The sequence below is a fragment of the Bacteroides sp. 1_1_30 genome (genome assembly GCF_020982715.1).
Classification (GTDB): domain Bacteria; phylum Bacteroidota; class Bacteroidia; order Bacteroidales; family Bacteroidaceae; genus Bacteroides; species Bacteroides xylanisolvens.
The window spans coordinates 54,899-76,343 of the sequence record NZ_JAJKHN010000021.1; the positions used below are offsets into that span (position 1 = coordinate 54,899).

Annotated in this window: 21 protein-coding genes; 9 read left to right on the forward strand and 12 right to left on the reverse strand. The window is 44.3% G+C overall.

Annotated elements, in window-relative coordinates; translation table 11 throughout:
* Positions 1-3: 3 nt before the first annotated feature.
* The 3 genes from LPH68_RS26825 to zupT all read right to left on the reverse strand — a co-directional run bounded on the left by LPH68_RS26825 (position 4) and on the right by zupT (position 3,764).
* Entirely contained in the window at positions 4-1,692 is a 1,689-nt protein-coding gene (locus tag LPH68_RS26825) for a hypothetical protein (protein WP_196045366.1), read from the reverse strand.
* Positions 1,689-2,579, reverse strand: a complete 891-nt coding sequence (locus LPH68_RS08060) for a hypothetical protein (protein ID WP_048699061.1) — start codon at positions 2,577-2,579, stop codon at positions 1,689-1,691. Before LPH68_RS08060 ends, LPH68_RS26825 begins: the two co-directional genes overlap by 4 nt.
* 369 nt (positions 2,580-2,948) lie before the next feature.
* On the reverse strand, positions 2,949-3,764 hold the full coding sequence (gene zupT, locus LPH68_RS08065) for a zinc transporter ZupT (RefSeq protein WP_121972128.1): 816 nt from the start codon (positions 3,762-3,764) through the stop codon (positions 2,949-2,951).
* Between zupT and LPH68_RS08070 the strand changes: the two genes are divergently transcribed.
* Positions 3,756-3,914 carry a hypothetical protein gene (locus tag LPH68_RS08070; protein ID WP_195527355.1) on the forward strand — a complete coding sequence of 53 codons (159 nt, stop codon included), beginning with the start codon at positions 3,756-3,758 and terminating at the stop codon, positions 3,912-3,914. The genes zupT and LPH68_RS08070 overlap by 9 nt on opposite strands.
* Positions 3,915-3,929: 15 nt before the next feature.
* Here the strand turns inward: LPH68_RS08070 and LPH68_RS08075 are convergent, their stop codons facing one another.
* The 4 genes from LPH68_RS08075 to LPH68_RS08090 form a co-directional block, all read right to left on the reverse strand.
* On the reverse strand, positions 3,930-4,115 hold the full coding sequence (locus tag LPH68_RS08075; protein WP_121972129.1) for a hypothetical protein: 186 nt from the start codon (positions 4,113-4,115) through the stop codon (positions 3,930-3,932).
* A gap of 856 nt (positions 4,116-4,971) precedes the next feature.
* The gene (locus LPH68_RS08080) at positions 4,972-5,991 is read right to left on the reverse strand and encodes a hypothetical protein (RefSeq protein WP_195527356.1); all 1,020 of its coding nucleotides are present in this window, start codon (positions 5,989-5,991) and stop codon (positions 4,972-4,974) included.
* A gap of 16 nt (positions 5,992-6,007) precedes the next feature.
* Positions 6,008-8,698 (reverse strand): phage terminase large subunit, encoded by a 2,691-nt coding sequence (locus LPH68_RS08085; protein WP_195527357.1) that lies wholly within the window; start codon positions 8,696-8,698, stop codon positions 6,008-6,010.
* Between the two features lie 5 nt (positions 8,699-8,703).
* Positions 8,704-9,138 (reverse strand): DUF5675 family protein, encoded by a 435-nt coding sequence (locus LPH68_RS08090; protein WP_195527358.1) that lies wholly within the window; start codon positions 9,136-9,138, stop codon positions 8,704-8,706.
* A gap of 136 nt (positions 9,139-9,274) precedes the next feature.
* On the opposite strand from LPH68_RS08090, the gene LPH68_RS08095 reads away from it, so the two are divergent.
* The gene (locus LPH68_RS08095; protein WP_048699081.1) at positions 9,275-9,556 is read left to right on the forward strand and encodes an HU family DNA-binding protein; all 282 of its coding nucleotides are present in this window, start codon (positions 9,275-9,277) and stop codon (positions 9,554-9,556) included.
* 23 nt (positions 9,557-9,579) lie between these two features.
* On the opposite strand, the gene LPH68_RS08100 is transcribed toward LPH68_RS08095, so the two are convergent.
* From LPH68_RS08100 to LPH68_RS08110, 3 genes are all read right to left on the reverse strand, one after another.
* Positions 9,580-9,816 (reverse strand): hypothetical protein, encoded by a 237-nt coding sequence (locus LPH68_RS08100; protein ID WP_048699083.1) that lies wholly within the window; start codon positions 9,814-9,816, stop codon positions 9,580-9,582.
* Between the two features lie 295 nt (positions 9,817-10,111).
* Positions 10,112-10,288, reverse strand: coding sequence for a histone H1 (locus tag LPH68_RS08105; RefSeq protein WP_048699090.1), 177 nt, complete (start codon positions 10,286-10,288; stop codon positions 10,112-10,114).
* Positions 10,289-10,499: 211 nt separating this feature from the next.
* Positions 10,500-11,777 (reverse strand): phage integrase SAM-like domain-containing protein, encoded by a 1,278-nt coding sequence (locus LPH68_RS08110; RefSeq protein WP_195527359.1) that lies wholly within the window; start codon positions 11,775-11,777, stop codon positions 10,500-10,502.
* A 261-nt stretch (positions 11,778-12,038) separates the two neighbouring features.
* Here LPH68_RS08110 and LPH68_RS08115 point away from each other — a divergent pair, with 261 nt between their 5' ends.
* The 7 genes from LPH68_RS08115 to LPH68_RS08145 all read left to right on the forward strand — a co-directional run bounded on the left by LPH68_RS08115 (position 12,039) and on the right by LPH68_RS08145 (position 18,903).
* Positions 12,039-13,583: a fimbrial protein gene (locus tag LPH68_RS08115; protein WP_230296908.1), complete on the forward strand. Its 1,545-nt coding sequence runs from the start codon at positions 12,039-12,041 to the stop codon at positions 13,581-13,583.
* Between the two features lie 35 nt (positions 13,584-13,618).
* The gene (locus LPH68_RS08120) at positions 13,619-13,945 is read left to right on the forward strand and encodes a hypothetical protein (RefSeq protein ID WP_009040202.1); all 327 of its coding nucleotides are present in this window, start codon (positions 13,619-13,621) and stop codon (positions 13,943-13,945) included.
* A gap of 142 nt (positions 13,946-14,087) precedes the next feature.
* The gene (locus LPH68_RS08125) at positions 14,088-14,906 is read left to right on the forward strand and encodes a DUF5106 domain-containing protein (protein ID WP_118219024.1); all 819 of its coding nucleotides are present in this window, start codon (positions 14,088-14,090) and stop codon (positions 14,904-14,906) included.
* A gap of 384 nt (positions 14,907-15,290) precedes the next feature.
* Entirely contained in the window at positions 15,291-15,809 is a 519-nt protein-coding gene (locus tag LPH68_RS08130; RefSeq protein ID WP_004310610.1) for an HU family DNA-binding protein, read from the forward strand.
* 87 nt (positions 15,810-15,896) lie between these two features.
* Entirely contained in the window at positions 15,897-16,247 is a 351-nt protein-coding gene (locus LPH68_RS08135; protein WP_004296148.1) for a hypothetical protein, read from the forward strand.
* A 30-nt stretch (positions 16,248-16,277) separates the two neighbouring features.
* Entirely contained in the window at positions 16,278-17,198 is a 921-nt protein-coding gene (locus tag LPH68_RS08140) for an N-acetylmuramoyl-L-alanine amidase (protein WP_121960135.1), read from the forward strand.
* Positions 17,199-17,346: 148 nt separating this feature from the next.
* The gene (locus LPH68_RS08145) at positions 17,347-18,903 is read left to right on the forward strand and encodes an ATP-binding protein (RefSeq protein WP_121960148.1); all 1,557 of its coding nucleotides are present in this window, start codon (positions 17,347-17,349) and stop codon (positions 18,901-18,903) included.
* A gap of 91 nt (positions 18,904-18,994) precedes the next feature.
* Here the strand turns inward: LPH68_RS08145 and LPH68_RS08150 are convergent, their stop codons facing one another.
* Together LPH68_RS08150 and LPH68_RS08155 are read right to left on the reverse strand one after the other, a co-directional pair.
* Positions 18,995-19,291 (reverse strand): DUF1905 domain-containing protein, encoded by a 297-nt coding sequence (locus tag LPH68_RS08150; RefSeq protein ID WP_008774556.1) that lies wholly within the window; start codon positions 19,289-19,291, stop codon positions 18,995-18,997.
* An 87-nt stretch (positions 19,292-19,378) separates the two neighbouring features.
* Positions 19,379-21,442: a UvrD-helicase domain-containing protein gene (locus tag LPH68_RS08155; protein ID WP_151923756.1), complete on the reverse strand. Its 2,064-nt coding sequence runs from the start codon at positions 21,440-21,442 to the stop codon at positions 19,379-19,381.
* Positions 21,443-21,445: the final 3 nt, after the last annotated feature.

A 21,445-nucleotide genomic window follows, 5' to 3' on the forward strand; every position in this document is an offset into this window, starting at 1 on the left:
GGATTATGACAGTTTTTCCACGGTGTCTCCCGAACAGCTGTCGCTGATCCAGAAGGAACCGTTGGTTACCGAAGTCTTTTGGACCTCGAACTCATAGGCGCGGAACTTACGGCGGGCCACCACTTCGTCGAATGTGGCGGAGACGCCTCCTGTCGTCCGGTTTCGACGGATAGCCCATCCGCTTCCGGAAAGGCCCGAGGAAAAGAACTCCGAAGAGAGCGACCCGGTAAAGACGCTGTTTCCGTAATGCCGGATATCGTCCTTCTCCGCTTGCAGGCGTAACGCCTCTGTCAAGTATAGGGTTCTGTCAGTAATCCGGGTGGGCGACGCATGGATTCCGATATGCCCGGCTGCTTCCAACGGAACACCGACCGTAACGAAATCGGCATCGGTGCGGATATGGAACGATTCGCTGTGACGGTTCTGCGGGGCATAACAGCTCACGGACGGACGGTGTGAAAAATCCGTACTGTGAGGGATAGCCGTCCTTGCGTCCTCTTCCTCGTAGATTACCTCGGAAGAAAGCGATACGCGCTCCCTGTCGCCTGTGAACATGAATCCCTCTGCCGTGCCCATCCGCAAGCGCTTGTGGATAACGATACCTTCATCGGAAGTGTCTACCCGGTATGAGGAGAGCAGGTCGGCACCGTAGTTGTGGCGGACAGTCAGCGAGCCCGGAAAACACGCCTTTCCGTAAGGGGAAAGCATCAGACACTCGCCGTCCACGTCCGATATGCCGGAGAACAGGCGTATCTTCGGGGTATGGTCGCCACCTAAAAGAAGGTCACCGCCGATACTCCCGAACTGTATCTTGTCCTTGTCGGTACGGAGCAGTACGGGAACATCTCCGATCCGGATGCCGAACCCGTCCAGGAACGAGAGGAATCCGCCGAGCGCGACATCCTCTTCCGAGAACGAAAGCAGACATTTCCCTTTGTCGCCCAGTTCCACACCCTGCAGGGCTTTCAGCCCGCCGTCCATGACCGTACCCCCTCGCACCGTCAGATTCCGTCTCACCATGCCGTCCCGCATCGTCCAATCCGCCGTGTCCATATTGGCGTTGCCACGATGGTAGACATCCTGCCCCCCCACGGCCAGCCGTGTCGGGGAGATGGATATTCCTGTATCCTCGTCCCCGATAATCCATGCCCCTTTGGAATGTACCGTCGCATCCAGAAAGTCTATATGGGAGGCATTGGTTGTAGCGGTGGCCTTGTCCGCGTCGTAACGGAGCAACTGCCTGCCACCGATGTACAGGCTGTCACCCCCGACTTTCAGGTTGCCGGTAATCCTGATACCGTACTCGACGGCAGTTACCACACCTTCCGGATCGGTAATATCCTGCAAATAGGTTTCCAGGATACGGGTGTTTCCAATGCCGGCTTCGAAGCCGTAATTGGCGCTGAGCCTGCCGGTCATGTCACCGCCCGATTTCTTCAGGTAACCCAACAGCAAACCGCCGCTTCCGGAACCGCCTTCTCCCGCAACGGCTCCGGCAATGGCGGATGCAAAACCGTAAGCGGTATTCTTCAGTCTCAGGCTGGTCTCGTCGCCTTCCTCGATGCCGTAAGGATGCTCGTCGTCCTTTTTCTGCTGGGCATTGAAAAAGTTATGGTACAGCTGTGCGTAGATGGAATAGCACAGGCTCTCCTTGTCGAGGGTTTCTATATCGGGATGCAGTTGTACGCTCATTTGGTGTAGCAGGTCTTGGAAAGAAAATTCTGGATACGTGATGTCAGCGAGATGAAATTCGGCATATTGATCGGCGACATCGTGCCCATCAGTGTGGGGGTCATGATTTTCGAACATTCCGTCAGGAAGTCGAGCATCAGCCGGGCAAGCTCATTACCCAAAACCAGCGGCTCGCTGGCATTCTCGTCACCGAGCGTCACCTTGTTGTCGGCAACGGCAACGGTCGTGGAATTGACCTTTTGCACCACTTTATCAGCTGTCTGTCTGACTTCAGACTTGTCCACCGCATGCGTGATGCTTTCCGCATCGATAACGCTTGTCGCTTCCTTGTTTTTATCATTCCTGACAGTTGTTGTGACGGCGGTCGGTGTATAGCGGGTGGAGGTCTCGTTGCCGGTAGAATCCAGTTCGTCGTAATCCGGAGAGGAATCGCTATCCGGATCCAAATCCTCCATTTCAGTCACACCGATGACGGTTGTCGTGCGGGCATTGAGCCGCAGGATGTCCACATGGGAGAAATTCACCACATAGGCATAACGGGTGGCAGCATCCATGAAGATGGTCACATCGGAAAAGAGTGTAGGTACGATCAGGAAGCCGCCTTCACTGTTGGTTGCAGCCGAAAGTAGCACGCCTTTATGGATGACAAGTTCGGCGGAGGCCGTCTCGTCCGGGTACTCGCCGACATCGATGGTGCCACCGTAGTCGGAAAACTCCTCGTCCGAAGGGTCATCGTGTATCTTGGCGACATAGCCGTGTATCATGCGGGCCGTACCGATACCGGACATACCACCCGGAGCCAGACTGATACGTTCCATGCTACGGCCGAGAGCTATTTTACGAATAGCCTCGCGGATAAGCAACTGATTTGATTTGTCTGAAGACATGCGTTTTTTTGGGAAAGAATAGATGTCGTATGGTCCGTTGGTTGCAGATTACCATGTCATTCCTTAAAATAAATATAGAAAATATACGTTTAAATGGGGCTGATGATGTATACACTATATTACAGGTAATCAAATGTGCGTCAAAACATTATTGAAAAATGCAGAAAAACCGGTAGAGCCAGTGTATTTACCAAGAATAAACAATTCGCATTATCCCTTCCTTTGTAAGATTATGCTATGTCTTAAAGCATTATATGAATCTTTATCACCATTGAGTCTAAAAAACTTATCGGTACTTTTCGCATAATGGGAGGAGTCATATCTTTTCTGTTTTTTAGTTATTCCTTGTTTTTATACCGTTTCGTTTGGCTAACCCGGCATCAACAGGACGAGTGCCATGACAGCCATGCCTGCCACCAAGCCATAGATGGCATGGTGGTGTTTGCCGTATTCTTCGGCAGCGGGCAGCAACTCGTCAAACGAGATAAAGACCATAATTCCGGCAATCATACCGAAAATGATTCCGAATACGTTGTCATCGAGAAAGGGAGACAATACGAGGTAGCCGATGATGGCTCCCACTGGCTCTGCCAAACCAGACAGAAACGAGAGCCAAAAGGCTTTCTTGCGGCTGCCCGTGGCGTAATAGACGGGTACAGAAACCGAAATACCCTCCGGAATGTTATGTAAGGCAATGGCGATAGTGATGGGGATGGCAATGTTTGCATCCTTCATGGCGGCAAGAAACGTAGCCATGCCTTCAGGAAGATTATGGACAGCCAGTACCAGGGCTGTCACCAAACCCACGCGCAATAATTTTGGCTTTACTTTCGGATGCGGTTTATCCTCTTGATTCATCTCTTCCACCCAATGCATCTCGTGCGGATTCTTGTAGGGGGGAATGAACTTGTCGATGAGTAAAATCAACGCGATACCTCCGAAAAAAGAGAGTGTCGCATAGAGTGCCCCATCGGTTTTGCCGTGTACCCCGACAAGGGTTTGCACGGAAGAGAAAAGGAATTCCATAAACGACACGTAAATCATCATTCCTGCCGAAAAGCCCAACGAAAGAGAGAGGAACAACGTGTTGGTACGTTTGGCAAAGAAGGCGATGGCGCTACCTATACCGGTAGATAGGCCAGCAAACAACGTAAGAAGAAAAGCTGTGAACACAGGTTGAGGCATGGCTATGACGGATTGGGAGTTAGTGTATCAAAAGAGAACAAAATACGGTTATGTTTCGAAAACGGGCCGAACCACCTGCAAAGAATGGCACGCCCGGCAGGAGGAATGGCCTGGTTTGGAGACAAAGCGTTTCATTCACGTGGCAACTAAGTTTAGCCAGAATAGTTAAGTCTGAAGTTGTTCCATGCTGATACCTTCATTTTTTATTTCAATGACTTCTTCGGGAAACGCCTCTTCCGACCGGGAAGCCGCCCTGCTTTGCGTAATCCATGACTCTTCGCAAAAAAAAAGGCCGTCGACTCCTTGCACGAGTGTAACTTCGTCGTTGCTGATGATGTTGGTGATACTCATATATGCTGATTATTTTTTAGAAATTCTAATTGTTCCGATACGGGCTTTAACTTTCGCACCAAACGTAAAGATTCCTGGCAGGGCCTTATGCAATTTCCCATACAGGCGACGGGAGTTGAATCGAACAAAAGATGCCTGACACGCCTCGTTTCGGGATCGACTACAAAGGAGATACGATTGTCCACGACTATGCAGTTCCCTCCACAAGGCTTACATTGCAGACAAGATGAAGAACGGATGTATTGATCCGTTATTTCACGGCTAACGGGATGTTTAAAACGATTTGCTTCCATCTTTCATTATTTATCATGATTTTCTTCCGTCCCTCCTAAAGCAGAGGTATACGCGTTGGTGAAACACTTGTTCACCTCACCGAAAATAAATTCGTGCTGCACACTTCTTTTATCTTCTTGAAAAACTCTCCGCGCTATAGTCGGTAACAGCTCGCGTGTATAATTCTTAGTTGTTAGCATAGGCGGGAACGGGGTCCTTTTTTAGTTACAAAGTTCGTTACATATATTTTCTGTTGCAATACCTTAAAATAATGATTTGTCACCTGTCGTATCCCTATTTTTGTAGTAGCTTGACAATAAGTCTATAGCTTCCAATACACCGTTTCTACCCGTATCAAAGCCACAGACACGCAATTACGTCCAAGCCGTAACGCCCGCCGTTAATTTGATTTTCTTTCGCTATACGCCGGTGGCGGGCCTTGAATAACATCTTCTGATGAAAGTAATCAAGATGGAAGCGGAACTGTCAATCTTACTGCGGGAAGATGTCTTTTTCTTTTTAATCAAAGAGGAAAAGAAGACTGGTACTTGCCGTTTTTTTGCAATGTAGATTCCGCTTTTAGCTATATCATCCAGGGGTTCTTGTATGGATCGTAATCAGTCTGGAAAGTAGCCAATTGCCAATCGGTTACCGGTTTTCTTGTTTCATCGAGTTTGCGCGGTATCTGTGGGGTAAGCCGCAGTTTGGCCGCATCACTCAACCATCTCATGCTATCTTCATAATCCCGGATTCTGACAACGCTTACGTTGTTCGGGGCAATAAGCTTGGTTAACTCATAGACAGCTAAGCGTACCAAGTGTTTTTTCAAGTTGTAATTTCTGGGGTCGTGAAGGGCCAAGTTGAAACCAACGGAGGGTTCATCCGCATTGATGTCGGTTTCCGGATAGAACACATGCCTGTCATAAACCACGTATTCATTTTCAGACAGTTCATATGCGTTATACGCTGAATCGTAATCGGCTATGGCTCCCCAGCAGCTTGAAGCCATCGGGTCAACGTTAGAGTCAAAGTTATCAAGCGATACCAGCGTGAAGAATCCATCTTCATACTCCACGACACTCCACAGGGGGTATTCAACGGGATGCCAGAGTGAGGTTTCGACTTCCAGCCAACCGGCTACCATCGGGATACGAATATCGTCGAACTTGTAGCCGTTTTCTGCGAGACAACTGTAGATCACCCCGTTGTAGTTCACCTTGTCGCCCGGGTAATAGGTCTTAAACTGGGTATAGCCCGACACCTGTTTCATATCGATACAGGTATCGACGCACTCCTCCCAGAAAGTCTTTGTTGCAGGTTTGCGGTAGCCGCTGATGGAACGAATGACCTCATGGATTTGTCCTTCGAAGTAGATATGCACGCCCACGGGATAGGTGACGCGCCGGTCGTAGTCGGCGATACACTTTCCTTTGGCCAGTTCTTTCTCGACTTCGTAGTTCTCCGAGAGATATTCCACGACCGATGCCTCGGCCGCTTCTTCCGCCCGGACAAAGTGTTCGCCGTTACCGCGGGTAAGTTGTGCGAGTACTTCGGGCGTGATGATACCCAGGTAATCGTTGTTATTGAGAAACCGTCTATACATATTTTTGCTTCATTATCTAGTATGAAAATCCTTCCTGGATGACCGAGGTCGATACGATATAGCCATTCGCATCACCGCTCTTGAATTTGTACCAACTGTCACGCAGATAGTAGCAAAGCAGGTAGTCCAGACAATCGGACAGATGACCGTAACGCTCGTACTTCACGCCTGTTTTCGGATCGGTTGTCTTTTGCTTGGACTTGGTGCCATCCTCGTTGCGGAGCTGGTAAATCAGATCCCGTGTGAGATTGCGACACTTGACGTCAATCTGGACTTCCCAACCGTTATACCCATCGAATACCTCATTGACGAACTCGCAACGGGTAACCTGTGGAGGTTGCTTACGCAGCAGCTTCACCTTCGGTCGCAGGACGCCTTTACCGAACGTCCCGACGATAATCGTGTAGTTGTTTACACCGTCCTCGTTCGTGGTAGAACGTTGCAACCCGGAAGGGTCACCGGTCACATCCACTCCGCCGATATGCTTGTCCCGGTAAAGTTTCAGGCGAACCTTCCGTGCCAGTGCTGGGGTGTTGTTCTCTTTCTCCTCCGGCCTGCCGAGTATCTCTTCCAATATATAGACCTTCTTGTTTTCATAATCTATCTGTGCAGAGAGTACCGACATTTGGGGAGCGACATTGAAGTCCCACACCGTGATGAGCGGTCTGGTCGGATCATACGCCCTTTCTTTCAGTCCGGTAACGAGATGCCGGGCGCCGTCGAAACTGCTGTAAATCGCCATATCATTGGCTTCCACGAAATCCCAGTTACCATAGAGCAGACGTTCCTTTGTCGCCTGGTCCCGGATCTTGTTCAGAGCCGCCTCGTACACCTGACGGAAAGCGATATTCGGGTTGTCGAACACGGAAAATGGAATGTACGCTTCACCCTCACGGCAGATGACTTTTTCTCCGTTCTCGCCCTGAACGAAGCGGGAACGCACCCAGTTAATCGTCGGGTTGGTAGTAAGCAGCATTCTCGGGGTCTTGAATGTCTCATGGGTCCTCCAGCGGAGACGGGAGAACAACACTTCGACAGCCCGCTCCGAGATTTCCGACACCTCGTCCACCATGGCGATGGTGTATTCGGAAGAACCGAAACGCTCGAAGTTGGGGTCGCTGGGAATGTCCGACATCTCTTTCATGATGATGACCGAGTCGTTCCAGAATGTGAGCGTGCCTTCGAGATTGTTTATCTTGTAGTTTATGTCCTCTTTCAGTCCCCAGTCCTTCAGTATCGACTTGATGGTGTTCCATGTCGATTCCTTCAATGACTTGAGTGTCTTACGGGCCACCACCGCACGGATATTCTCGAACCGGATACATGAAGACACCAGCCAAACGCTGCCGATGAAGGAATTGTGCGTTACAGTAAAGTCGTCAGCGACATAAAGACCGCAAGGATCATCAACCGTGATACAGCGTCCCTTCCGTCTCCCGATATATTCGACATCGATAATCCTTTTCCCGGGTTCTGACGCTCCACCGTTGAACTCATACCGACATCTCGCTTTTTTCCTTGACAAACCGACCAGTTCCGGATTCATACGGGTACGGAAGTACACATTGTAACAATCCTTGCATTGGATGAAGTTTCCTGCCTTGTCCTTATATCCTGCAGGAGGCTTTTTGATTGTCGCTATACCTCCCAAAGAGCGTATGACAAATGCCACGTCCTCCGCTAACCGGCTGCTTGTCGTGCAGTAAGACATGTACCCCCTTCCATTGACATAGCCGTCGGTATCCATCAGTCCCCGGATGAGCTGTTTACGCTCTTCAACAGGGGCGTATTTATATTGCCGGGGAATGAACTTGTTGGCAGAATCACATCTTTCCAAGCCAAGCACCCTCAGCGCATCCACTAAGTTACGGTCATAAATCACATAACTTTGGGCTTTATTCCCGCTTTTTCTCTGATAATGGCCCATATCATATCCTGCGGACATGAATCTTTGGACAATTTCATCATCCGTTGTCGTGAGTAACACAGAATTGGCCGCCGTCACGGATTTCGTAATGCACCCATCGCCGAGAATAGCCCCGAGAATATAAGGTTCTATGGGGTTGGGATGTCTGTACCGTTTTCCCGAAGTAAACTGTACCGGGGCGCACAGGGGAATAGTCAAATTACTACCTCTATGCATCCCGTGTTTCTTACGCTGCATCCAATCGTGAATAATCCGGGTACTCCAAAGTCTCTCGTTGTTCCGGTTCCACCCCGTATCTTTCCGTTCCGTCCTTTTGTGACTTTGATGAAGTTTCCACAAATGTCCCGCGGAACAGTCGAAATATGTCCCGTCGATAAAGTGGATACGGTAGTAATCATGTCTTTCAACAGGGTGTAGCCAGATTATCCGTTGCTGCCCTCCGGTTGTGGCAGAGGATATGATGTCCCCGACTTTCAAATCCCGAACTTTGCGGAAACCGAAAGGAGTACATACCGTTGAATCCAACGGTGCTGCTTTCCCGCCGCCTGCCGCTCCGCCTCCCAGTATCAGCTGCGGCAGGTTCTGCGACTTGCAATGCCTGCACTGCGGCCTGTACTGCGGGTTACCTTGCTGATCATAGCCAACAAGGATTTGCTCGATCTCCCCGCCACAATGGGGACAATAGTTTGGCTGCAAGAGTTTCCAGAGTTCATATTGCCGTGGGGACGGTTTGAACTCGATGCGCAGGTTTCTGGGTGGTTTGAGCCTGTTGATCGCCATTCGCTTTATATAATCTGAATGGTTATGTCCGCTTCGGACTCGAGTATGGCATACAGTTCTTGGAAAGTGGCACGGGATTCCAAAACTTTTCCTTTGACAGTATTCTTTCCCACGATGATACAGCCGGCGGAATCGACTTCTGTATTGCCGGAGTGGACCAAGATGCCGAGGAAATGTGGCACATCATGCAGATATGGCATTTTCTTCTTGTACCTGGGACTGTACTGAAGGGTGACTTTATAAGTCCCGGCAGGAATGGCTGTCTTGGCATAGACTTTTTCCGCGCAGGTACAGGAGCGACCACAGGAAGTGTCCGGACAGGTTGCCGGAAGTTCCCTCACGACATCTTCGATGGTGTTACAGAAAAACTTGCCATCGATAGACAGGTCGCCTATAGTGTAGGTCTGGCCTTTGAATTTGCGGTTGAGTGTCAGTTTCATACTTCGATACTATTTGTATCGAAAGAGTAGAGACCGACACCGGCTAATGTTTGTTATATGTGCTTATAAAAAGAGGATATTTCAGAAAATGATGTATCTTTGTAACCGGATTGACAGTATTTAATCAAGAATTGATATGACAAAAGCGGATATCGTCAGGGAAATAGCAATGCAGACCGGTCTGGAGAAGCAGGTCGTGTTGCAAATTGTTGAAGGATTCATGGATAGCGTAAAGTCTGCCATGATAAACGGCGAGGAGATTTATCTTCGCGGCTTCGGTTCTTTTATCATCAAATACCGTGCGGAAAAGACGGCACGCAACATAAGCAGGAATACCACGATAATAGTGCCTGCCCACAATATCCCGGCATTCAAACCGTCAAAAGCCTTTGTAGAAAGGATGAAATCAGATAAATAAGGTGATTATATGCAACAGGAGCGTTATTCAGATGCTCTTGTTACTTTATACAGGGCAACGAGGTTGGCATTGTCCGATTGGAACAGGAAACGGCCGTTGCTTAAAAGGCATTCGTGGATGGCGTTGTCATTAGGATCCGATTCCAATAAAGACTCCGCCTTATTTTTATCGATAAGCAGCATTTCTATGCCTTGTACTGTGGCGGCAGTCGCATCAGCAGGAATTTTCATAAGTTCATCCATCAGATTCATGTCATTCATAATATCTCCGTATTTGGCTTGAGTCCCGTCAAGCGTTCAGTATACCAAGACCAAAAAGCGTGGGACATAACCCGTAGCACCGAGGTTCTGGTAAACCTATCCGCAAACAAGTTAAGCCCACGCAAAAGCATAGGCGAAAACTGTTTGTCCTGCGGATAAGTGAATTTTACCAGATTTCGATGCATGACAAAAGTTAACGCTTTCCGTTTTTTATTATGTCGTTCTGCCAATACACTTTTTATGCCGTATCTGCAGAAGAACCGGCCATTATATGACAACGGCCGATGTGTTAAGGCTATTTCTTGGATTCTTCCAAAGAAACCTTGCGAAACTCCTTCATCAATTTTTCCAGTTCCAACGAAGCCTTGCGGGCACGGGTACCTGCGGCCTTGTTGCCTTTTTCAATCTGAAGTGCCGCATCCGTGGAGAATGTAGCATATACTTCCTGTATTTTTGAAACCAATTCTTTCATATAAATTCTATTTAAGTTATTGATTACAAAGGTAGTGAAATTATTCGAAAATAAAAGCGATTTTGTCAATATAATAACTATCTTTCTGGTAATCAGTAAGATTTAACACCCATTGTAGAGTGTGATTATTCACCAACACAGAAAATCCTCCGTATTCCGGAGGATTGCAGGGGAATTGCCAAGGAATTTGCGAGTATATGGACATGCACAATCAGAACATTTCTTCCATTTGCCGTTTGATTTCTTCCCGTTTCGTATTCTTGTAGTAGTGCTTATAGATGGTCAATGGACTGTTGCCCGTCATCTCTGCAATCACATATGGATTGTTACCGGCATCTACCATCTTTGATATGAAAGAACCACGGGCGGAATACCAGGTGATGTTTTCTTTAATGCGTAGTATCTTGCATGCTTTCGTCAAGGTTTGTGAAAGACGTGTGGAAATTTGCTTGACACGTGTAGTCTTCTTGGAAGTGGTCGTGTGTTTATGTGTAAAAACAGGAAATACATAATTTCCGTAACTTTGCCCACGGTATTTATTCATGATGGCTTTTGCTTTGCTGAGAAGCTCCGGCTTGGCTGTTTTGGGAAACTTGATACGTTCATAGACGATGCGGTCTTCCTGGACCAAATCCCATGTCAGGTTACAGACATCGACATTCGCCATACCTCCGGTATAGTAGCTGAACAGGAACAAATCAAGATGCAACTGCTCTTTCTTCGTAAACAGGGTACGGTCAACATTTGCAATTTTTGCTATGACTGTTTCCGGGACTGCTCTTGAAGTGCTTTCCGGCCAATTGATATCATCACCGAGACAGAGGAAGTTCTCCATATTCACCCCGTACATCTCTTTCTTTTCCGCCTGCCTGCATACGGCACGGAGCAACCTCAATTTGTGCGTGAGTCCGGCCTTGTTGCCGTTTCTGATACCTCTTTCTTTAAGCCAAAATGCAAAGTCAAGAAGAAACTCTTCTGTAATGTCAGCAAAGAAATAAGAGGAAAAGGCTTTTGCATATTTTTCTTTTGTAAACGCCTGCAGTTCACGCTTGAGATAGACATACCGTTTGGCATTGGTCGTACTATCGACGATCTGCCCGTTCTTGATGCGTTTCTTGTTTTTGAATGTCTCTTCAAGATAATCGATCATCTGCTGGACGCTCTTTACTTTGACCTCGGGTTTTGCCGCCTTGATTTCATCGAAGCAATGTGACAACTGGACGGGCGACCAGTTTCTGCCTTCCATCTCCCAGGTATCAGCGACATGCAGATATTTGGTTCGCAAATCGAAAAGCAGTTTGTTCTTGGTAGTGGCTTCCGCACTCCCTATACGGAAACTCTGAGACTTGACATCCCAGTCTTTTAATAGCCCTGTAATGTTTATAACCTTCGGCACACGGGCGTAACCGGTCTTGAAGAAAATCATCTCCAGCTTGACCATCTTGGTGTCTTTCGGGTTCTGCTTACCCCTAATGTTAATCGTATACATAGATTGATAACGAGTTAGTTAATGGCTTATTATTAATTCGTATTAGTAGGAATCAATTGGTATTAATTAACCTACATAGAAACCTACATGAAAAGAGTAGTTTCCTTAGCGAAATAATGTTTATACAAATAAATCCGTACGTGTGTCATTATCTAACTTGTTATCAATCAAATCTTTCTATCATTTACGAACGTTGTGTCCGAAAAAAGGGGGTGCCTGTTTGTATTGCTTTTCTCTTTGGGGGCTTGCAATAGTGATGAAATGTCGGATATTAACGATACAACAGAAGTACAGGAGCAAATGGTTTTGAAACTAAGTGTGCAACAAGAGTCTGTTGTGTATACGCGGGGAACAGGTACCCCTGCCGATGAAGCAAAGGTTGAAAGTATGGATTTTCTGATATTCAATCATGACGGAAAAATTGTTTATCATCAGCATCCTGTATTGGAATGGACTGGAAATGAATATAAGACGACAGTAAACATTCCTTCGGCGACAGGAGAGCATACATTGTATCTGATAGCTAATTATCCGATGGAAGCAGGGACAATACATACTTTACAGGACTTGGAAAGCAGGATATGCACAAGTACGAAAGCACTTGTAAAACCACCCTTTGTAATGGCTACCAGGCGCATAACTCTTTCATCACTCAACATGATAGCTATTCGTAATGCGATGGAAAGTGACGGTAGCAATGGTTTCAGTTTAAAACGGAATGTTGCGAAATTCAGTGTGGGAGTGGCAGACAACAATTTTGAATTGATTTCAATAAATTGGTTGGGTTGTCCTGTGTCAGCCTCTGTATTGGCAGACGTGGATTATACCAGTCCGTCCACTTTGTCCGTCAGTAGCCTTGCTCCTTCGTCAAATCCTATTTATCTGTATCAGATTCGGAAAATGGGGTTGGATGCGCATAAAGGATTTCACATCGTTGTACATGGAAAATATACGGCAGCGGATGGGACAGAAAGGGAAGGATACTATAAACTCCGTCTATGTACAATAGATGATGCTACAGGAGAAAAAGTTCCGTTGACTTCAATTGTAGGCAATGATTACTATAAACTGAATATCCGGAGTGTTACGGGATTTGGCGCTAATTCATTCGAGAATGCAGAAAAGAATGGATTTACTAATGATATGGAAGCATTCATGTTATTAGAGTATAATGGTACACATGATTATCAAGAGAATTATTTGCAGAATGGTTATCAGATGGGATTTGAAAATTCCCGTTGGATTATATACAGTAATGAAATCTTGAATTCTTTTGTGTTAGGTCATTTCTACCGGTGCATCCGGGATGAATCATTGGAAGGTTACACCATGTTTGATCCGGATTATCCTAATCTTCAGCGTGGATTGATAACGGTGAAAGCAAATGGGACAGAAATAACGGGGGAAACAGTTTGTAATGATACTCCTGATAATCCCGTCGAGATGGACTTGTGTTTCACGGAATCGAGTGAAGTCGCAGGTACGGAATACTCTTTTACGAGTATTATCCAATATGGTGTTCTACAAAAAACGGTAACTGTTGAACGTCATTCCTCTATCGGTCGGTCATATACAGTGCTTCCTATGTTATATACGAATTACGGGGAAGTGTTCGATTCATGTGATTGGATCGGGATAGCTGAACAACGGCACGAAGGTGCTATTATTTATCCGCAGTTAGACTCTGCTAATGATTACATTTTTGTCCATGTAAAGGAAAATGGCACAGGCAATGCACGTGAAGGAAAGGTGCGTCTGTTTGGTAGGAATGGATATTTTGAACTTCGGATACGTCAGGAAGGATAATTCAAATAGTGTTAAGAGTGAAAGGAGATATGAGGATGAATATATTAAACGATATTTTGGAAAAAGAAGGTGATAATCGAGGCTCTGTTTATTTGTATTGTCTAGAGGATTCATGGAAAGCATTCGGATATTCTGCTTTTTATCTGTCTTTACTTTATCCGGGGATTAAAATCGTGAAATATGATAATCCGGATATTATATGTTTTTGTATGTGTATATCGGATGATTGTCTGATGGAAATATTCGAGATGAGCCGGATATATGTCGGGAATGAATGTATAGAAATGAAAGTGCCGGAAAGGATTTGCGGTGGAGAAAACGAGTATGTCAAATGGTGTAATGAATTGTGCTTGAACTTGTAGAATTATGAATAAACGAAGATTAAGGTTATTACACCTTTTAAGATTGGTAATCCATCAGAAATATATAAGACTTCTTTATATTACTTTAGGCGTGTTTTTACTTTTATGTACTTGTTCTGCCAATTCTGGTAAATCAAATGCTATGGCAAAGCAACAAAAAGACAGCATACTGATAGAGCGCTTTTGGGATACGTATGATTTTACAGATACTATCCGGTTAAGCAGCTCTGCCACTACAGAAAGGATGTTGGTGGATTATCTTTCTCAATTGTCGGAACTGACAGAGGAAAGGGCTTGTGAAAATATCAGGAGATTGGTGTTGAAGACTAAAGTTAATAAGGTGGTAAACCGTTGGTTTCTACAACGGTTGGAGCATCATCTATATGAACCTGATTCGTCACTACGGAATGATAGTTATTATATTTCAGTATTGGAGGAAGTATTAACATCCGGACATTTAGATGGAATGATGCGTATACGTCCCTTGTATCAATTGAAAATGCTTAAAAAGAACCGGATAGGGATAAAAGCTGCTGATTTTACTTTCATTCTTTCTACGGGAGAATTTCAAAAACTATGGGATATTTCCGCTAAATATACGTTATTACTGTTTTATGATCCGGATTGTATTTATTGTCGGCAATCAATGATGGAACTGTCTGAATCATCGGTAATAAATTCCTTCTTGCAACATAGTGGACTATCCCTATCGCAACTTGCTCTTGTTACAATTTGTACGGAAGGTGAAATGGATGCGTGGAAAGAATATCAGCAGTCTCTTCCTTCTGTGTGGATAAACGGTTATGATGTCAGGAAGGTGTTGACTGAAAAAGAACTATATTTTTTGCGTTCTCTTCCTTCGATATATTTGTTGGGAGAGGACAAGCAAGTATTATTGAAAGAACCCTCTTCTATAGGTGAAGTTACCGGTTATTTATTAAATAAGTATGATGATATATAATAGTGGCATAGGAAAAATGGAATCATGACTTTTCCGCTGCCTGTGAAGGTAGCCTATTGTTTGTTTTGTTTGTGTGTGCATCTTTTTTCCGGTGGGGAAGAAGGTGCACTTTTTTATTATGATATTTATTAGTTTGAATATATTTGTTTATTTATTATTCTCCCCCAGGTATTGATTTTGTCGCTTTTTTCTGCTTTTCGTCGTTTTCTTGTCGTTTATTTAGTTCCTCTATGTGTGGCTGTATGTGTCTGAAATGCTTTTTAGTACTTTTCTGATGAGGCTGTTTGGTGTCGTTTCATCTCCGTGGAAGATGCTGCATCTTTGCATCGTTAACGTTAGCGAAGTGATAATTAAAACAGTATTCATTAAAAAAAGAAAAGTAGTATGGCTATTAGATTTAGAAGGGTGTCTCGCCTGTGTGACCCTACAAATAAAGAAGCAGGAAAGAAAGTGTATCCGGTGATTTCTTATCAGTATGATACAAGTGCGACGCTGGATGAGTTTGCAAAGGAGATTGCGTCTGCTTCTGGTGTTAGCGAGGGTGAAACGATTAGTGTATTGAAGGATTTCCGTACGTTATTGAGAAAGACATTGCTGGGTGGTCGTTCGGTAAATATCGCCGGTCTGGGATATTTTTACCTTTCCGCTCAAAGCAAAGGGACGGAGAAGGCGGAAGATTTTACAATCGCTAATATTTCAGGACTTCGTATCTGTTTTCGTGCCAACTCGGACATTCGCCTGTTTACCGGGACGACTACCCGTTCGGATGGATTGAAGTTCAAGGATTTGGATCATATTAATGATTCGGGTAGCATTGGTGACGGTTCGGATGATGGGGGTGAAACTCCGGATCCGGATGGTGGTTCGGGTGGTAATGGTGAAGCACCGGATCCGGCTGCTTGATTCATGAGCCGTTGAGAACTGTCTGGTTTGTATGGAATGGGGCTTCGGCCTCATTCTTTCTTTATAACTACGTAAAAATGATTGAATATGCAAATAACTACAATCCTTGCTTTTATTACCGCTATGGGTGGTTTGGAAGCTGTGAAATGGTTAGTGAGGTATATCACTTGCCGTAAGACGGATGCACGGAAAGAGGAAGCGTCCGTGAACAGTATGGAAGAAGAAAATCGCCGTAAAAAGGTGGACTGGCTGGAAGAACGGCTGACTCAACGTGACGAGAAGATAGACGGGCTTTATATTGAACTTCGCAAGGAGCAGGAAGAGAAGATTGACTGGATACATAAATGTCATGAAGTGGAGTTGATACAGAAGGAGTCGGAAGTGAAGAAGTGTGAGATTAGAGGGTGCGTGAAGCGTATGCCACCTTCGGATTATTAACTGGTGCGTTTGAACTAATAATGAATTATCATGAGAAATATAGATTCTATCATAGTACATTGTTCGGCTACGAAAGCCGGGCAGGATTTTACTGCCACAGATATTGACCGTTGGCACCGGGAACGTGGGTTCAACGGTATCGGGTATCACTATGTGGTCCGTTTGGATGGGAAATTGGAAAAGGGGCGGGATGTTTCTCTGGCCGGTGCTCATTGTAAAGGTTGGAATAAACGAAGTATCGGGATATGTTATATCGGCGGATTGGATGAGAACGGGCGTCCGGCAGATACCCGGACGAATGCTCAAAAACGGGTGCTTTATCAGATTATTATGGATTTGCAGCGGGAATATAATATTCTCCAAGTGTTGGGACATCGGGATACTTCACCGGATTTGAATGGTGACGGAGTGATTGAACCTTATGAATATGTGAAGGTTTGTCCCTGTTTTGATGTGAAGGAGTTTTTGAGGAGTGGGAGGGAATTGCTGTTTGTGTTGCTGGTGGTTTTAGTTGTGCCGGTGTTGTTGTCGGGGTGTAGGAGTAAGAAAGAGGTAGTAAACAGGGAGAGTGATGTTAGGGTTGATTCAAGCTTGAATAGTAGTTCCGGGAAAAGTCTTGTTAAAAATAAGGCTGCTTTGGAAAAGGATTCGGAGGTGGTAGAAGAGCATATCGAGCAAGTGTTGTTTGTGTTTCCTGTGGATACGCTTGGGTTGAAGGCTGGGAGGGTGGTGAAGACTGTGGTGGATAGGAAAAACGTTAATGAGAAACAACTTCTTCAAGAAGTGAATTCACAGTCTGTGAGCTTATCGGATATGAGTGCTAAGACAGAGATTCATAAAACGGGAGTTGAGAAAACTACTAATAGGATAATCGGAAGTGGGTATTGGTACGGGATTATTTTGTTGGTTCTGGTTATTGTGTGTTGGATTTGCAAAGTGAAGAGGAAGTGAGATGTTGTTTGTCTGGTACAAAGTTAGTTTTGATGAAAAATGGAGTCATGGTAGTGCTGTCTGTGAAACTGTGTACTTTTTTGTGGAGTTTGTATGTGTATTCCCATGGAAATGCGTATCTTTGAATAATCAAAATAGAGGAAAAATCATGGACGGGATATTACGTAAACTTCCTATTGGAATACAGACTTTTGAGAAACTTCGCGAAGGAGATTATCTTTATGTGGATAAGACTGCTCTTGTATGGAGAATTGCTTCAACGGAGACTCCTTATTTTTTAAGTCGTCCTCGTCGTTTTGGCAAGAGTCTTCTTCTTTCTACTTTTGAAGCTTATTTCGAAGGTAAGAAAGAATTATTTGAAGGGTTGGCCATAGCTGATATGGAAAAGGAATGGAAGACATATCCGGTATTTCATTTGGATTTAAACGCGGAAAAATATGATTCTCCCCAGGCTTTAGTCGAAATTCTTAGCAGGCAGTTGACGCAATGGGAACTGAAATATGGTAAAGGAGAGGATGAGGAAACTCTTTCGGGACGTTTTGCAGGTGTAATTCGTCGTGCCTGTGAACAGTCTGGTCGTGGAGTTGTAGTCTTGGTTGATGAATATGATAAGCCTTTGTTACAGGCGTTGGATGATGGTGCTTTACTTGATGACTATCGTAAGACATTGAAGGCGTTCTATGGTGTGCTGAAAAGTTCAGACCGTTATCTTCGTTTTGTTTTCCTTACCGGTGTGACTAAGTTTGCGCAAGTCAGTGTGTTCAGTGATTTGAATCAACTGAATGATATCAGTATGAAGCCGCAGTATGCCACGATTTGTGGTATTACACGACAAGAATTGGAGGATACTTTTATTCCTGAACTGAATCGATTGGCAGAAACAAATGAACTGACTTATGAAGAAACATTGAACAAGATGACGGCTTTATATGACGGTTATCATTTTTGTGAGTTTGCGGAAGGAGTATTCAATCCATTCAGTGTGCTTAACGTTTTTGACGGGTATAAGTTTAGTAACTATTGGTTCCAAACCGGTACTCCTACTTTTTTAGTCGAACTGCTTAAAAAGAGTGAGTATGATTTGCGTACGTTGATTGATGGGGTAGAAGCTAATGCTTCTTCGTTTATGGAATATAGGGTAGATGCTAATAATCCGATTCCGTTGATTTATCAGAGTGGCTATTTGACTATAAAGGGGTATGACAAGCGTTTTGGAAACTACCTGCTGAAATTTCCCAATGATGAAGTACGATATGGATTTATGGATTTTTTGGTTCCTTATTACACATCAGTGGTAGATGATGAACGGGGTTTTTATCTTGGTAAATTTGTACGTGAATTGGAGAGTGGTGATGTTGATGCTTTTCTTACCCGCTTGCAGGCTTTCTTCGCAGATTTCCCTTATGAACTGAATGAAAAGACCGAACGACATTATCAGGTTGTATTTTATTTAGTTTTCAAACTGATGGGGCAATTTACCGGAGCAGAGGTTCGTAGTGCCCGCGGACGGGCGGATGCAGTGGTGAAAACTCCGAAGTATATTTATGTATTTGAATTTAAACTGAATGGTACTGCCGAACAGGCTTTGCAGCAGATTGATGAAAAAGGCTATCTGATACCTTATCAGGTAGACGGGCGTGAGTTGGTTAAAGTTGGAGTGGAGTTCAGTGCAGAAAAAAGGAATATAGACCGGTGGTTGTATTAGCTCGATAACCATGTTGTTAAAGGAGTTACGGAGCCGTTTGAGATTGTTCAAGCGGCTCTTGTTTTGCGGGTAGTTCTTCTTATCGTTTGTTTTAAATCCAAATCATAATCTCTATTTCTTTATCAGTTGTGATCTTTTCCTTTTTTCTGATTTCCGCTTTGAGAGGAAGTAAATAAGTATCAAGTTTGGTGTCAAACCAGATTGCGGTTTCCCATTGGGTATTGCCTGTTTTGGCCGTCATCTTCAACCGTCCCCAGCCTTCCTCTAAGAATCCGAGATTCTCTCTTATTTCTTTGGACATCTCTTTCGGCAGGCAGGCTATGTGCCAACCGCCCGTTCCAACAGTCGATGAGTAGTTCCATACTTTTGCGGTAAACTCGTATTTCATTCCTTTATTTTTCATTGTACAAAAATAGGTAATAATAGGAGATTGGTTGTTCTTTTTCTCTCAATTAATTTTTGATGTTATATTCTATTACAGGAATCGACAACTGGGTGAAGAAACAGAATAAGTCAAAGTTAGCTTGTGCATAGCCCTTGTGGCTGCCACATAAAGCATACTTTTATCAATATTGGAATGATAGTTCTTATCATCTGTTTGCGGAATGATTACTTCGTCAAATTCCAGTCCTTTCGCCATATGGGCGGAAGTGATGATAATTCCTCTTACATAAGCAGAACTTTGATTGGACAAAAGTGAGATGTCGTTTGCATATATCTGGAGCTTTTGAACAAGTTCTTTTGCTTGGGATTCTGTTTTGCAGATAATCCCTAATGAGGTATAATGGGAGTTCCTGAAGGAGTTTACTAAATCCGCAATACCTTGGATCTCTTCTTCTGTATTTTTGAATGGAAGAATCTTGGGGTGTTCCCCATGTCTCATAATCGGTTCTAATTCATTGTTCGATTGAATTTTTTGTGCAAAACTGGTAATCTCAAAAGTAGAACGATAGCTTTTGCAAAGTTTCATAATTTCTCCTGTTGCAAATGCTTTTTGAATCATACTGGCAGTGGAAGATCCATAAGGATTGACGGATTGTGAAGCGTCTCCAAGAATTGTTTTTCGACACGGATAAAGTTTTTGAATCACTTTGTATTGTATGGGAGAATAGTCTTGCATTTCGTCTATCAGAAGGTGTTTGACATAAGATTGAGCGTTGTTCCCATTTAATGCGATATGCAGATAAGCCAAAGGAGCTAAGTCCGCATACTCTAGTATGCGGTTTTTGCGTGTCTTGAACATCTCCGGTTTTCCGATCCACTCAAAAAAGTCTTTATAGATTTGGAGATCGTTATTTCCCGCGAACATCTTTTTTATCTCTTTCTTTAGTTGGTTTTTCTCCGGAGTGCTAACTGTGAGATTATATTGTAGTTGCATCATTTCCAGAATGTAATCTGTCATAGTCTCAAATCGTTGACGTATGGGATAGCGGTGGAATCGTTTGAACTGTTCGTTAATAAATTCAGCAGGAATAGTGATGTATTTGGTGAGTTTTACATCTGTTGCTTTGAAATAGTTGTTTTCCATATAAAGGATGAATTTGTCAAGTAGTGATATAAACTTGAAGGAGGCTTTGTATTGTATCCGTTCGATAAAGTCGGGTGTCGGGTTTTCTAATAGTTCCGTCACCTGTTCGAAGAAATTCTGGTGTTTATATTTGTTGTCAATTACATCCGACAGAATTTGCTCCATGCTGGTTTCGGGAACGGTCTCTTCGCCAAGTTCCGGAAGTACATTAGAAATGTAATCGGCAAATACTTTATTGGGGGAGATGATTAATATGTCTTTGGAAGAAATCTGTCCTTTCTGTGCATAAAGCAGGTAGGCAATACGATGGAGGGCGATAGAGGTTTTTCCTGAACCGGCAACACCTTGTATAATAAGTACAGAAGCGTTTTCATTACGGATGATCTGATTCTGTTCCCTCTGAATTGTCGTGACGATATTTTTCATTTTATTGTCGGCATTGGAACATAGTTCTTTTTGCAGAATATCGTCATGAACAGTTACGGAACTTTCAATCATGTACTCCATTTTTCCTTTGCGAATACGATATTGGCGTTTGAGTGAGATCGCTCCGTTAATTTTGCCTGCCGGAGAGGAGTAGAACGCCTCGCCTAATTCATGATCGTAGAACATGCTTGAAATAGGAGCTCGCCAATCGTAAATCAGATTCTTTTTTTGATTGAGGTCATAGAAAGTATGTATTCCTATATAGATCGGACTAACTTGGCTTTTGTTTTTCTTTTCCTGAAAGTCGATTCGTCCGAAATAGGGGATATCCAGTATTTTGCTTAGTCGCCTGCGTTTGTCAATTACATTTTCACCTAATGCAAAATGATTTAATATGCTTTCGCGCATGGAACGGATTTCGTGGGGATCGATATCTTTGTTCGACCATAGATAATCCTTGTACTCCTGCAGGGTGTCTATATGCTCTTTGACGGAAGTACTGGTAGTGTTAATCGTATCATGGATAGTGGTTATGACTTGCTGTAAATACTCTTTTTCCTGTTTCTCTGTTTGATTGAATATCATAAT

Excerpts from the sequence above, each read along its gene's own strand:
- LPH68_RS08080 (WP_195527356.1), bottom strand. The coding sequence starts at position 5,991 with ATGTATAGACGGTTTCTCAATAACAACGATTACCTGGGTATCATCACG.
- LPH68_RS08115 (WP_230296908.1), top strand. The coding sequence starts at position 12,039 with ATGTCGGATATTAACGATACAACAGAAGTACAGGAGCAAATGGTTTTG.
- zupT (WP_121972128.1), bottom strand. The coding sequence starts at position 3,764 with ATGCCTCAACCTGTGTTCACAGCTTTTCTTCTTACGTTGTTTGCTGGC.
- LPH68_RS08125 (WP_118219024.1), top strand. The coding sequence starts at position 14,088 with ATGGCAAAGCAACAAAAAGACAGCATACTGATAGAGCGCTTTTGGGAT.
- LPH68_RS08105 (WP_048699090.1), bottom strand. The coding sequence starts at position 10,288 with ATGAAAGAATTGGTTTCAAAAATACAGGAAGTATATGCTACATTCTCC.
- LPH68_RS26825 (WP_196045366.1), bottom strand. The coding sequence starts at position 1,692 with ATGAGCGTACAACTGCATCCCGATATAGAAACCCTCGACAAGGAGAGC.
- LPH68_RS08095 (WP_048699081.1), top strand. The coding sequence starts at position 9,275 with ATGACAAAAGCGGATATCGTCAGGGAAATAGCAATGCAGACCGGTCTG.
- LPH68_RS08075 (WP_121972129.1), bottom strand. The coding sequence starts at position 4,115 with ATGAGTATCACCAACATCATCAGCAACGACGAAGTTACACTCGTGCAA.
- LPH68_RS08110 (WP_195527359.1), bottom strand. The coding sequence starts at position 11,777 with ATGTATACGATTAACATTAGGGGTAAGCAGAACCCGAAAGACACCAAG.
- LPH68_RS08135 (WP_004296148.1), top strand. The coding sequence starts at position 15,897 with ATGCAAATAACTACAATCCTTGCTTTTATTACCGCTATGGGTGGTTTG.
- LPH68_RS08090 (WP_195527358.1), bottom strand. The coding sequence starts at position 9,138 with ATGAAACTGACACTCAACCGCAAATTCAAAGGCCAGACCTACACTATA.
- LPH68_RS08145 (WP_121960148.1), top strand. The coding sequence starts at position 17,347 with ATGGACGGGATATTACGTAAACTTCCTATTGGAATACAGACTTTTGAG.
- LPH68_RS08150 (WP_008774556.1), bottom strand. The coding sequence starts at position 19,291 with ATGAAATACGAGTTTACCGCAAAAGTATGGAACTACTCATCGACTGTT.
- LPH68_RS08120 (WP_009040202.1), top strand. The coding sequence starts at position 13,619 with ATGAATATATTAAACGATATTTTGGAAAAAGAAGGTGATAATCGAGGC.
- LPH68_RS08100 (WP_048699083.1), bottom strand. The coding sequence starts at position 9,816 with ATGAATGACATGAATCTGATGGATGAACTTATGAAAATTCCTGCTGAT.
- LPH68_RS08085 (WP_195527357.1), bottom strand. The coding sequence starts at position 8,698 with ATGGCGATCAACAGGCTCAAACCACCCAGAAACCTGCGCATCGAGTTC.
- LPH68_RS08155 (WP_151923756.1), bottom strand. The coding sequence starts at position 21,442 with ATGATATTCAATCAAACAGAGAAACAGGAAAAAGAGTATTTACAGCAA.
- LPH68_RS08130 (WP_004310610.1), top strand. The coding sequence starts at position 15,291 with ATGGCTATTAGATTTAGAAGGGTGTCTCGCCTGTGTGACCCTACAAAT.
- LPH68_RS08140 (WP_121960135.1), top strand. The coding sequence starts at position 16,278 with ATGAGAAATATAGATTCTATCATAGTACATTGTTCGGCTACGAAAGCC.
- LPH68_RS08060 (WP_048699061.1), bottom strand. The coding sequence starts at position 2,579 with ATGTCTTCAGACAAATCAAATCAGTTGCTTATCCGCGAGGCTATTCGT.